The following is a 12,540-nucleotide window of genomic DNA, read 5'->3' on the forward strand; positions in this document are numbered from 1 at the left end:
TTTAGCCATTTGCTTCCAGACCATAGTTCCGAACTTTGGACATCTTCCCAATCCCCGGATTAAACGAATTCGTCGGATCGCAGCACTGGTAGTGCGCCGCAAGATCGGGCTTTGCAGCATAGAGATGGCCAACATTGTGCTCTGCCGGGTATTCTGCCCCGCGCGTGTCACATAATGCCAGCAAAGACGCTTTAAGCGCCTTTGGGTTGGCACCCTTTCGAACCACGTAATCCTGATGCAGCACGTGGCACATAAAGTGCCCATAATAGAGTTTGTGCACCAACTGCTCTTCAACCTCGGGCGGAAGCACCTCGTACCAATCGCGGTCATTTCGGCGAAGCGCGATATCGAGTGGAATGATATCCTCAACCTCGGACTTGTGGATTGCCATGTACCGGATGGCGGCCCCGGCCGCAGCAAATCTGTGCAAGCCCGCCAATTTCGCCTCACGGTCTGAACAAACGAAATGATCGCCCCCGCGTGCCGCAAATGGTCCCGACAGATATCTCGCGGCTTCATCGATGCCGCCATCACGCATCTTCAAGATCAAGTGGTGACGATAGCGGTCGCGGAAATCCATCATCCGTTTGGGCAGCACCCGCGGCGCCACCCGCGCAACCAGTTGCAACACCCTGTCCGTCAGGTTGGAAAGTCCGGGCACATTGCGCAAACGGGCATCGACCGCCCCCTTTATACCGAACAAAGCTGGCAGCCGTGCGGTGCCCAGCCAGTCGATCATCATCACGGTATCCTTGCCATAGCGTTCGGTAATGTCGAACACTTCGCGCTCCATATACTCGGCTGACACGGGAAGCGTCTCGAACTCTGCCAAGATATGGCGGCGCAGCTCGGTGAGATCTGCCACATCATTGGTACCAACATAGAATGTCGTCTGGCGTTCCGGCTTGGCATAGGTATCCAGCCGAACCGCGAACACGCCCAGCTTACCCGCGCATCCCGCGCTTTCGTACAGGCGGGTCTTGTCGGCGTTGAACCGGGCCGGTGTTTCGGCATCCACATCGCGCACGCGCGCCGCATAGTCATTAGAAGACGCCTTGCGGTTCGTCGCAGGCGGAACGTCATCGAACGTTCCGTTTTCGAGTCGGGCAAGCATCTCTTCCGGTGTGTCACCGAGGTCGATACCGAGATGGTTGACCAATGACAGTTGACCCTCGGCATCGATCTGGGCGTACAGCGACAGTTCGGTATAAGACGGGCCGCGTTCCACGAGTGAGCCGCCCGAATTGTTGCACACGCCGCCAACGATTGAAGCGCCGATGCAGGACGACCCGATGACGGAATGCGGCTCTCGCCCCAGTGGCGCCAACAGCTCTTCGAGCGCGAACAAGGTCGAGCCGGGAAACGAGATGATTTGCTCGCCGCCATTGATCGTATGGATCTTGTCCATGCGTCGCGTATTGATCAGAACCACATCCCGGTCATAGCTGCCGCTCGGTGTGGATCCTTCGGTCAGCCCGGTATTGGCTGCCTGCATAATGACAATCTTGTCTGCCTCGACACAGGCTTTCAAAACCTGCCATTGCTCCAGCAGCGTGCCGGGTTGCACGACGCAAAGGGCCTCGCCCTCGCCCGAGCGGAAGCCGCGCCGGAACCGTTCGGTCGCTCGCAGTCCAGTCAGAACATGTTTGCGACCAACAACGCTGCGCAGTTTGTCTATCAAAGCTGAATTGGTCATGCTGCGGGCCTCCCGATTGGCTGTTGCTCTCGCGATTCATTGCGAAAACGCAGGTTATCCCGGTTCAACTGATCAATGCGGGTTACCCCCATCAGCTTCATATCCCGTTCAATTTCAGCCCGCATGAGATGCAATGCACGCTCAACGCCCGCCTGCCCCGCTGCGGCCAGAGGATAAAGGTAATGCCGCCCGACACCGACCGCCTTGGCCCCAAGCGACAGCGCCTTGAGCACATGAGTGCCGCGCTGAATACCGCTGTCCATCATGACATCAATACGGTCCCCGACCGCGTCCACGATTTCGGCCAATTGGTCGAACGGGGCACGTGACCCGTCAAGCTGACGGCCACCATGGTTGGACAGAACAATCCCTGTGCAACCGATCTCAGCCGCACGGCGTGCGTCTTCCACGGTCATGATGCCTTTGAGGCAGAATTGCCCATCCCAGTCGCGGACCATCGCTGCGACATCGTCCCAGTTCATCGACGGATCCAGCATTTCCGAGAAGTAACCGCCGATGGAACTGGCCCCGCCGCTCATGTCGACGTGCTCTTCCAATTGCGGCAGGCGAAAGCGCTCATGCGTGACATAGTTGATCCCCCACATCGGCTTGATCGCAAACTGGATCATCCCTGCCAACGTCAGGCGGAACGGAATCGAAAACCCGGTGCGCAAGTCACGCTCGCGGTTGCCGCCGGTGATACTGTCCACGGTCAGCATCATGACATCCACTCCGGCCTCTTTGGCGCGCTGCATCATTGCGGAATTCAGACCGCGATCCTTGTGGAAATAGAACTGATAAACCTGCGGCGTCTTATGCTTCTTGCGCAGCTCTTCCAACGACACCGTACCGAGCGAGGACACACCAAACATGGTCCCGTATTTTTCGGCCGCGGCTGCAACGGCTCTTTCCCCCTCATGGTGGAACAGCCGCTGCAAAGCTGTGGGCGAACAATAGAACGGCATGGCCAACTTTTGCCCCATCACGGTGACCGACATGTCCACGTCAGACACACCGGTCAGCACGGACGGCAGCAAATCACACTGATCGAATGCCCGCGTATTGTGCCGATAGGTGGTTTCGTCATCCGCACCGCCATCGATGTAGTTGAAGATCGGCCCCGGCAACCGACGCTGTGACAAGCGGCGAAAGTCCTGGAAGTTGTGACAATCCTTGAGACGCATACTTTCCTCCGATCAATAGGCGACGGCGGGCAGCCAGGTCGCAAGAACCGGCCACAAGAACACCAGCGCCAGACCTGTGAGTTGCAGCAGAACGAAGGGGATGATGCCGCGATAGATATTCATCAGCCCAATCTCGGGCGGGCACACGCCCTTAAGATAGAACAATGCAAAACCGACCGGCGGGGTCAGGAAGCTGGTCTGCAGCGTCACGGCGACAAGGATAACGAACCAGACCAGAGCAGGTTCATCCAGCACGCCGAAGCCCGGAATGTCCAATCCCAGTCCGTTGACAATCGGGCGCATCAGCGGAAGCACAATCAGCGTGATCTCGATCCAGTCAAGAACGAAACCGAGCAGGAAGACGATGAAGAGGATGAACAGCACCGTTCCGTTGGGACCAAGGCCCGTGCCTTCGACAACGCTTTCGATCAACTCGTCACCGCCAAGTTCGCGAAGCACATAGGAAAAGACAGTGGCACCAAGGAAGATCGCAAAGATGTAGGCTGTCGTGTTGAAGCTTGAGACCAGAACATTCCACAGCTTTGAAAAGTTCAGCTTGCGATAGCCGATGGCAAGGAGCGTCGCACCAAGCGCGCCAATCCCTGACGCTTCGGTTGGCGTTGCCAGCCCGGCAAAGATCGACCCCAGCACCGACAGGATCAGCAGCAGCGTCGGAACGACAGCGATCAGAACATCGCGCACAGCCGCCCAATCCGGTCGTTTGGCCCCGTCAGGGACGGGCGCGACATCAGGTTTCACCTGCGCCAGAATAAATATGTAAAGCAGGTAAAGAACTCCGATGATGACACCGGGGAACACAGCCGCCATGAACAGGTCGCCCACCGAAAGCGCCATCTGATCGGCCATGATGACCAGCATGATCGACGGCGGGATCAGAATGCCCAACGTGCCAGACGCTGACACCACACCAGCAGCCAATTCAGGCGAGTATTTCTGCTGCATCATTGACGGCAACGAAAGCACACCCAGCAGAACAACCGATGCCCCGATGATCCCGGTCGATGCGGCCAAGATGATCCCGATCAGGGTGACTGTAATGGCGAGGCCGCCGCGCACAGTTCCGAACAGGCGCTGCATGGAGGTCATAAGCCGCTCTGCCACGCCGCTTTCGTCCAGCATCAACCCCATGAAGATGAACATCGGCAAAGCAACAAGAACCGCATTGGACATCGTGGCGTAGACACGGTTCACAACCGCACCCAGGGTCAGATAATCAAGCCCGGTAAAGGTGCTTTCCAGCCCCGTCCAGAGCATCAGATCATTGTCGAACAAGAAGGCTAGCCCGCAATAGGCAACCCCGACCCCGGCCAGTACCCAAGCCACCGGATAGCCAGAGAACAGCAGCGCGATGAAGGTCAGGAACATCGCGATAACCAGCTTTTCCTCTGTCGTTTCGACGAGGAAGGTCAGCGCGGTTCCAACAACGGCGAAGCAGAACAGAACCAGCAAAACCCGGCGCAGCTTCGCGCCCGTGCGTTCATGTTCGGGGTTCATCCAAAGACCATGCAAATCATGGATCAGGCGCGCCAAAGCAGCGAGGCCCAGCAAAATAAAGCTTGCCGGTATGACCGCCTTCAACGCCCAACGCGCGGGAAGACCGGTGGGGCTGTCGGATCGTTCGTTGACCCGCAAGCTTTCGAAAAAGTAATCGGAGCCCTGATCGATCATCAGGTAAATAAATGGCACCAGAAGGGTCAGGATCCCGACGATCTCAATGATCCTCTGGGTGCGGCGGCTCAACTGCATATGGACAAGGTCAACACGCACATGGCTGTCAGTCACCAGCGCGTAGGAAATACCGACCATGGTAACAAGCCCGTAGAAATGCCACTGAATCTCATCAAGCTTGGGATAATTCTGGTTCAACGCATAGCGAAGCGCCACCTGCGAGAAGATCGCACCGATCAGCAGCAGGTTGGTCCACATCACCACGTGCCCGATGGTTTTCACTATTTTGTCGAGCAAAACAGCAAACGGTTGCCGATCGTGTTCGGGGTGTTCAAGGATCTTTTCATATGTCTCGACCGGGTCGTTGGTCGGGTCAAACTGGTCGGGCATGTCAAATCTCCTCCGATTGCCCCGAGGGGCACCTCATCTTGTCCACATTGTGGGAAAGCTCGGTCAGAGTAACCGCGCGAGGAAACTCTGACCGTTTGTCGCTACTTTTTACTTACGTGGCAGGAAAGCGTTCTGCTTCCAAAGGGTGTAGCCATCCCGGAACTCGGTCATGTCGGCCAGAACCTTGGCAAAGAATTCGTCGTTTGCGGCTTCTTCGTCCGCAACTTCTTGCCATGTGCTCCGGAACACTTCGAGCATCTCAGGCGACCACTGCTTGATGGTTACACCGTTGTTTTCAACGTTGTCGATCAGCGCCGCGTGCTGGATTGCTTCGCCTTCGGCAAAGCTGTCGGCCATTGACGCCTTGCACGTGGTCTCGATGATTGCTTTGTGTGCCTCGTTGGCTTCGTTCCAGACGTCTTTGTTCACAAGAACTTCGAAAATGGTCGCTTGCTGATGCCAACCGGGGAAGTAGTTGAACTTCACCAGCTTGTGGAACCCAAGGCGCGCATCGATTGCAGGCATCGAGAATTCGGTGGCATCAATCGCACCCTTTTCAAGTGCCGGGAAAATCTCGCCACCCGGAAGCAGAGATGTTGCAACGCCAAGCTTTTGCATCACTTTGCCGCCCAAACCGAAGAACCGCATCTTGAGGCCTTCAAGATCTTCTGGCGAGTTGATTTCCTTTGCGAACCAGCCCGAGGTTTCAGGCGCGATAATTGCACACGGAACGACGTGCACATTATAGCCCGCCTGATCGTACATTTCCTGATAAAGCGTCAGACCGTTGCCATAGTACAGCCACGCCATGTATTCGCCCGCTTCAGGCCCAAATGGCACAGCCGAGAACAGCGGCGAAGCTGGGATTTTGCCCGCCCAATAACCGGCAGTCGTGTATCCCGAATTGATCTTGCCCGAGGAGACGGCATCAAGAATTTCGAAGGGGGGAACCAATTTGCCCGGCTCATAGACTTTCATCTTCAATGTACCGCCAGACATTACGTCCAGTTGCTCAGCCACGCGCGGGATCGGCGACCCCAAACCGGGCAGCGCAGTCGAGAATGCGATGGGCGTTTTAAGAAGCAATTTGTCAGCGGCAAGGGCTGGTGCCGCAAATACGCTCGCGGCAACGGCAAGGCTCGTCAGGGTCTTTTTCATGGGGTCTCCTCCAATGGTACTCGGAACCGGTGTTCCGCAGAGTGGCGCCGGTTCCTCCGACACCCTCATGATGGTAAATAATGTTTACCTTCTCCTTCGGTCAACAAGTTTATTTACCACCGACACTATGACGCGGGCGCAGGGTGGAACAGAAAATCGAAGGTTGAATACGGATTTCACCTTCAAAACCGGCAAGATCACACCAAAATACTATCAAATCTGAAACTTTTGAAAACGCACGCGCAAACTGTCGGGCTTGCAGTTCAACTTGAAAAGGTTATTTTATTGAACCACTGGATTAACGGCGGACTGAACGCAGGAAATATCCCATGACCCCTACGTCGCTCTTTGAACCTATTGGACACGAATCGCTGGCAGAAGCCGTGATCGCACAACTCGAAGAGCTGATCGCTTCGGGGATACTCAAACAGGGGCGGAAACTTCCGTCCGAACGTGATTTGGCGGAAACGCTCCGTGTCTCACGGCCCAAATTGCGAGAAGCGCTTCACGTTCTGGAAGAACGCGGCTTGGTCACCACGCGCCACGGGGAAGGCACGTTCGTCGCCCCGCTCACCGGGCAAGCGATGCTTCCGGCGCTTTTGTCCCTTTACGGACGCCATGAACCAGCTTTCTTTGACTACCTGGAATACCGCCGCGAGCAGGAGGGCTTTGCCGCCCGATTGGCCGCGTCGCGGGCAACAACCGCCGACAAGGAACGCATTTCAGAGATACTGGAAGAAACCCAACTCGCCTGGAAATCGGGTGATCTTGAGGCGTCCAGAGAGGCGGATTTCAAGCTGCACACCGCCATCGTCGATGCCAGCCAGAATGCAACTTTGATCCATATGATGGCATCGATCTATGATTTGACCCGGCAAGGTGTTTTCTACAATCGCGACTTCTTAAGATCTGTTGACGGGTCGGGGAAAATGCTTTTGCAGCAGCATCTTGAATTGGGAAATGCAGTGATCGATGGGGATGAAGAGCGCGCTCAAAAAGCAGCACTCGACCATATCGACTTTGTTGAAAAGTCGTTCAAAACCGGGCTTGAACTGCGCCGCCGCGAAGTTTTGGCCGAAAAGCGCAGGATGATGTCTCGCTAGGGGGCTGGCCATAGCGCCCGCCACTAAAGCACTGACGCCCCCGCAGACCTTTCCATCAGTTTTGCATGCCCCAAGCACATGTGACTAAGTCTGGGGGGCCTCGCGGTCGACATCAAAAAGACCTCTGGAAAGCGGCATGTCGCAGGCGGTGTTCTCGGCTCGGCAGCGAACATGCCGCAATCCACCGTCAACTCATCCACTGTCCGCCGTCAACATTGTATGTCTGCGCGACGATATAGTCGCTTTCCTGAGAAGCCAGAAAAACGGCCATGCCGGTCAAGTCTTCCGGCACCGCAAAGCGCCCTGCGGGGACGCCTGCTGCGACCTCTGCTTTTTTCTGCCCGGGCAACTTGCCTTCCAGTTTGGCGAACATCGCATCGACATGGTCCCAATGGGCACCATCAACAACGCCCGGCGCAATGGCGTTCACATTGATGCCATGCTTGATCAGGTTCAGACCTGCGCTTTGTGTCATGGAAATGACCGCCGCCTTGGTCGAACAATAGACCAAGACAAGGCTTTCGCCCCGGCGCCCCGCCTGACTTGCCATGTTGATGATCTTGCCGCCATGCCCCTGTGCGATCATCTGACGTGCCGCGGCCTGCATGGTGAACAGCGTTCCCGCAACGTTGACCGCATAAAGCCGATCATAGCTTTCGCGCGTGATATCCAAGGTTTCTGCGGCATCGAACAAGGCCGCGTTGTTGATCAGGATATCGAGCTTGCCCGCCGTGCTGACAACCGACGCGATGGCGTGGTCAATACTGTCTTGGCATGCAACGTCGATCTGAATTGCATAGGCCTGCTCACCAATTTCCGCTGCGGCGTCCCGCGCCGCCGCAAGGTTTATGTCAGCAATCGCGACGGTCGCGCCTTCACGAACATAAGCCTCGGCAAAGCTGCGACCGATCCCTCGGGCAGCGCCGGTCACCAAGGCTGACTTTCCCTCCAAACGTCTCATGGCAATTTCCCTCCCTTACAGTCGAACTTGTCACGTCTGTTTACTTTGAGCGGGCGCTAGAGGGTATCGGGATTCACGACAAGGCTGAACGCATTTCATTGGGCCGGTTTTTATTCCGGCCCGGTTGGTTTACGCGATTTTTAGTCCGTCTTTGTCGAACTTGTGGAGTTTGTCTGCCTGGGGAGTGAGGTAGACTGTGTCGCCGTGTTTGACTGCGAACTCTCCGCTTGCGCGGACGGTGACCATTTCGGCCAGGCCCGTTTCGTGGATGTGCAGGAACGTGTCGGAACCAAGGTGCTCGGCCACGCCTACGACGCCTTTCCAGGTGCCGGTTTCGGTGGACAGGTCCATGTGCTCGGGGCGGATGCCGATGGTGGCCGCGCCGTGTTCGGCTGCGGCAGCGCCGCTGAACAGGTTCATGTTCGGCGAGCCGATGAAGCCGGCGACAAAGGTGTTGCGCGGGTTGCGATACAGCTCCAGCGGGGATCCGACCTGTTCGATATTGCCCGCCCGCAGCACGACGATCTTGTCGGCCATGGTCATCGCTTCGACCTGATCGTGGGTCACATAGATCATCGTGGTGGCCAGCGAGTTATGCAATTCGCTGATTTCCAGACGCATGTTGACCCGCAGTGACGCATCCAGGTTCGACAGCGGTTCGTCGAACAGGAAGGCCGACGGTTCGCGCACAATGGCACGGCCGATGGCGACACGCTGGCGTTGGCCGCCCGACAACTGCCCCGGACGACGGTCGATATAGTCGGTCAGGTTCAGCACCTTGGCGGCGTAGTTCACGCGCCGCTCCTGCTCTGCCGGGTCCATCTTCGCCATTTTCAGCGGGAAGGCGATGTTCTTGCGCACCGACATATGCGGATAAAGCGCATAGGATTGGAACACCATGGCCAGACCGCGCTTGGCGGGCGGCAAGTTCGTGGCATCGGTCCCGTCGATCTTGATCGCGCCCGAGGTCACATCCTCCAGCCCGGCGATCAGCCGCAGCAGGGTGGACTTGCCGCAGCCTGACGGGCCAACGAAGACCACAAACTCGCCTTCGTTGATCTGCAGGTCCAGTGGCGGAATGACATTGACGTCGCCAAAGCTTTTGGTGACTTTTTCGAGTGTTATTTGTCCCATAGTCGTTTCCTCACTTCACCGCGCCAAAGGTCAGGCCACGGACGAGTTGTTTCTGGCTGAACCAGCCAAGGATCAGGATCGGCGCAATTGCCATTGTCGAAGCTGCACTGAGTTTTGCGTAGAACAAGCCTTCCGGGCTGGAATAGCTGGCGATGAACGCGGTGAGCGGGGCCGCCTTGGCCGCGGTCAGGTTCAGCGTCCAGAACGCTTCGTTCCAGGCCAGAATGAAGTTCAGCAGCATGGTCGATGCAATGCCCGGAATGGCCATCGGCGTCAGGATATACAGCACCTCTTGCCTCAGGGCGGCACCGTCCATCCGCGCAGCTTCCAGGATTTCCCCCGGGATCTCGCGGAAATAGGTGTACAGCATCCAGACGATGATCGGCAGGTTGATCAGCATCATCACGATGACCAGACCCGTGCGGCTGTCCAGCAGACCCAGTTCAATGAACAGAAGGTAGATTGGATAGAGCACGCCAACCGCGGGAAGCATCTTGGTCGACAGCATCCACAGCAGGATATCCTTGGTCCGCTTGGAGGGCACAAAGGCCATGGACCAGGCCGCGGGAACCGCGATGATCAAACCAAGGATCGTGGAACCACCGGCGATGATGATCGAGTTCCACAAGAAGCGCATATAGTTCGAACGCTCCATCACGACGGCGTAGTTTTCCAGCGTCCAGTCGAAGTTCAGGAAGATCGGCGGGCTCGCGATCGCCTGCCCTTCGGTTTTGAAGGACGTCAGGATCGTCCACAGGATCGGGAAGAAGATGAGCAAGCCAATCGCCCAGGCGATGGTGGTGTTGATCAGCTTGCGGCGGGGTGTAACAGCTCGTGACATGATCAGTTATCCAGGTTCTTGCCGACGATCCGCATCAGGAAGATCGCCACGATGTTTGCAAGGATAATGGCGTAGACGCCACCGGCGGAGCCAAGACCAATGTTTTGGCTTTCCAGAACACGCTGGAAGATCAGGTACGACAGGGTTCGGGTTCCAAATGCGCCGCCCGTTGTCACCAGGATCTCTGCAAAGACAGCCAGCAGGAAGATCGTCTGGATCAGGATCACGATGGTGATCGCGCGTCCGAGATGCGGAAGGATGATGTAATAAAAGCGCTTGAGCAGTGGAGCACCATCCATTTCAGAGGCTTCCAGCTGTTCCCCGTCCAGCGACTGGATCGCCGTCAGCAGGATCAGCGTTGCAAAAGGCAGCCACTGCCAGCTCACGATCATGATGATCGACGGCATCGCAGCATCAGACATCCAACTGATCGGATCGGCCCCGAAGAACCGCCACAAATGGGCGAACAGGCCGTTCGTCGGATCCATGAACATGTTCTTCCACACCAACGCGGACACGGTCGGCATCACGAAGAAGGGGGCAATCACCAGGATCCGGACAACGCCCTGGCCCCACATCGGTTGGTCCAGCAGCATGGCCAGCAAAATGCCCAGCACCACAGTGATGACCAAAACAGACACCACGATGGTCAGCGTGGTCATGATCGACGGCCAGAAAGACGACGAAGAGACAAATCGGACGTAATTGTCAAATCCGGTCCAGCCCTGATCGCCACCACGCAGCGGCAGATAGGTCCGGAACGAGAACCACAATGTCATGATCAGCGGAACAAGCATCCAGCCCAGAAGCAGAATAACTGCCGGGGCAATCATTATGCGGGCTGCGGATCGGGAAGCTTTGGTTGCCATTGGATGCAACTCCTCATTGCCGGGCGGCGGCACGCGGCGCCCAATCAAATTTCTGTGCAAATTCGAGGAAAACAGATCCAGAGGGCGGATGTACCGCCCCCCGGGTATTCACTGCCGAAGCTTAGCGGTAGCCAGCGGCTTCCATGGTCTCGTTGGTGATCGCCTGCGCCTTCTCAAGCGCTTCTTCGACGGTCTGCTGACCGGCGTAAGCTGCCGAGAATTCCTGGCTGACTTCGGTGGCCATGCCAGCGAATTCGGGGATCGCAACGAACTGGACGCCAACATAGGGAACCGGCTCAACCGTTGGGTTGTTCGGGTCCGCCGCCTGGATCGAGTCCAGCGTCATCTGTGCGAACGGAACTTCCTGGTACTCAGGTGTCGCATACAGCGATGCACGGGCACCCGGAGGCACGTTGGCCCAGCCTTCGTTGGCCGCAACCAGGCCGATGTACTCTTTCGAGGTCGCCCATTCGATGAAGGTTTTGGCAGCCTCTTCGTTCTGGGTGCCCGCAGGGATCGCAAGCGCCCAGGCCCAGAGCCAGTTCGCCTTCTTGGACACACCGTCCTTGTTCGGCGCCAGAGCGAAGCCAACCGAGTCGGCCACGGTCGACTCGTCCGGGTTGGTCACGAAGGACGCCGCAACAGTTGCGTCGATCCACATGCCGCACTTGCCCTGCTGGAACAGCGACAGGTTTTCGTTGAAGCCGTTGGTCGCAAAGCCCTGCGGGCCGGACTCGTTCATCATGTCGACGTAGAAGTTGATCGCTTCGGCCCATTCGGGCTGATCGAACTGGGCAGTCCAGTCTTCGTCGAACCAGCGGGCACCGAATGAGTTGGCCGTGACGGTGATGATCGCGCCGCCTTCACCCCAACCAGCTTTGCCGCGCAGGCAGATGCCGTTGATCTCGTTGTCGCGGTCAGTCATCGCCGCAGCGGCTTCGCGGATGAATTCCCACGTCGGAGCAGTCGGCATTTCAAGACCGGCAGCTTCCATCAGATCCGTGCGATACATGACCATGGAGCTTTCGCCATAAAACGGCGCCGCATAAAGCGTGCCATCGTGGCTCAACCCGTTGCGCATGGCAGGCAGAATGTCCTCGACATCGTACTCGGCAGACATGCCGTCCAGCGGAACAAGCCAGCCGTTGGCGCCCCAGATCGGCGTCTCGTACATGCCGATGGTCATGATATCGAACTGGCCACCCTTGGTGGTGATGTCCGTGGTGACCCGCTGACGCAGCACGTTCTCTTCAAGTGTCACCCACTCGACCTCAATGCCGGTCTGCTCGGTGAACGTATCCGTATAGCCCTGCATACGGATCATGTCGCCATTGTTCACGGTCGCAATCGTGATCGTGTCCTGAGCAAAAGCTGCAGTCGACAACGCGGCAACAGCACACGCGCCCAAAAGCGCATGGGTTCTCTTCGTCATGGTAGTCCTCCCTAAAAATGTGAGCATTAACTCAACATATGAGTAATTGCTCACACAACCATCGATTCCAGTCAAGCCTCTTT

General features: G+C 57.2%; 10 protein-coding genes. 1 reads left to right on the plus strand and 9 read right to left on the minus strand.

All coding sequences use genetic code 11. The features are described from left to right. Position 1 precedes the first annotated feature (1 nt). The 4 genes from dld to E2L05_RS16020 form a co-directional block, all read right to left on the minus strand. The gene (gene dld / locus E2L05_RS16005; RefSeq protein ID WP_133343879.1) at positions 2-1,696 is read right to left on the minus strand and encodes a D-lactate dehydrogenase; all 1,695 of its coding nucleotides are present in this window, start codon (positions 1,694-1,696) and stop codon (positions 2-4) included. Beyond that, entirely contained in the window at positions 1,693-2,880 is a 1,188-nt protein-coding gene (locus tag E2L05_RS16010) for an alpha-hydroxy acid oxidase (RefSeq protein ID WP_133343880.1), read from the minus strand. Before E2L05_RS16010 ends, dld begins: the two co-directional genes overlap by 4 nt. A 12-nt stretch (positions 2,881-2,892) precedes the next feature. Then, entirely contained in the window at positions 2,893-4,959 is a 2,067-nt protein-coding gene (locus E2L05_RS16015) for a TRAP transporter large permease subunit (protein WP_133343881.1), read from the minus strand. 108 nt (positions 4,960-5,067) lie between these two features. Further along, on the minus strand, positions 5,068-6,117 hold the full coding sequence (locus tag E2L05_RS16020) for a TRAP transporter substrate-binding protein (RefSeq protein ID WP_133343882.1): 1,050 nt from the start codon (positions 6,115-6,117) through the stop codon (positions 5,068-5,070). 329 nt (positions 6,118-6,446) lie between these two features. Between E2L05_RS16020 and E2L05_RS16025 the strand changes: the two genes are divergently transcribed. Next, a complete protein-coding gene (locus E2L05_RS16025) occupies positions 6,447-7,220 on the plus strand; it encodes a FadR/GntR family transcriptional regulator (RefSeq protein ID WP_133343883.1) in 774 nt (257 codons plus the stop codon). Positions 7,221-7,407: 187 nt separating this feature from the next. Here E2L05_RS16025 and E2L05_RS16030 read toward each other — a convergent pair whose 3' ends face one another. The 5 genes from E2L05_RS16030 to E2L05_RS16050 all read right to left on the minus strand — a co-directional run bounded on the left by E2L05_RS16030 (position 7,408) and on the right by E2L05_RS16050 (position 12,457). Next, positions 7,408-8,181, minus strand: coding sequence for an L-iditol 2-dehydrogenase (locus E2L05_RS16030; RefSeq protein WP_133343884.1), 774 nt, complete (start codon positions 8,179-8,181; stop codon positions 7,408-7,410). A gap of 129 nt (positions 8,182-8,310) precedes the next feature. Beyond that, the gene (locus E2L05_RS16035; RefSeq protein WP_133341970.1) at positions 8,311-9,315 is read right to left on the minus strand and encodes an ABC transporter ATP-binding protein; all 1,005 of its coding nucleotides are present in this window, start codon (positions 9,313-9,315) and stop codon (positions 8,311-8,313) included. Positions 9,316-9,325: 10 nt separating this feature from the next. Beyond that, positions 9,326-10,156, minus strand: coding sequence for a carbohydrate ABC transporter permease (locus E2L05_RS16040; protein WP_133341969.1), 831 nt, complete (start codon positions 10,154-10,156; stop codon positions 9,326-9,328). Between the two features lie 2 nt (positions 10,157-10,158). Continuing rightward, positions 10,159-11,025: a carbohydrate ABC transporter permease gene (locus tag E2L05_RS16045; protein WP_133341968.1), complete on the minus strand. Its 867-nt coding sequence runs from the start codon at positions 11,023-11,025 to the stop codon at positions 10,159-10,161. A gap of 121 nt (positions 11,026-11,146) precedes the next feature. Further along, positions 11,147-12,457 carry an ABC transporter substrate-binding protein gene (locus E2L05_RS16050; RefSeq protein WP_133341967.1) on the minus strand — a complete coding sequence of 437 codons (1,311 nt, stop codon included), beginning with the start codon at positions 12,455-12,457 and terminating at the stop codon, positions 11,147-11,149. Positions 12,458-12,540: the final 83 nt, after the last annotated feature.

Source organism: Meridianimarinicoccus aquatilis (assembly GCF_004358675.1).
In the GTDB taxonomy this organism is placed as follows: domain Bacteria; phylum Pseudomonadota; class Alphaproteobacteria; order Rhodobacterales; family Rhodobacteraceae; genus Meridianimarinicoccus; species Meridianimarinicoccus aquatilis.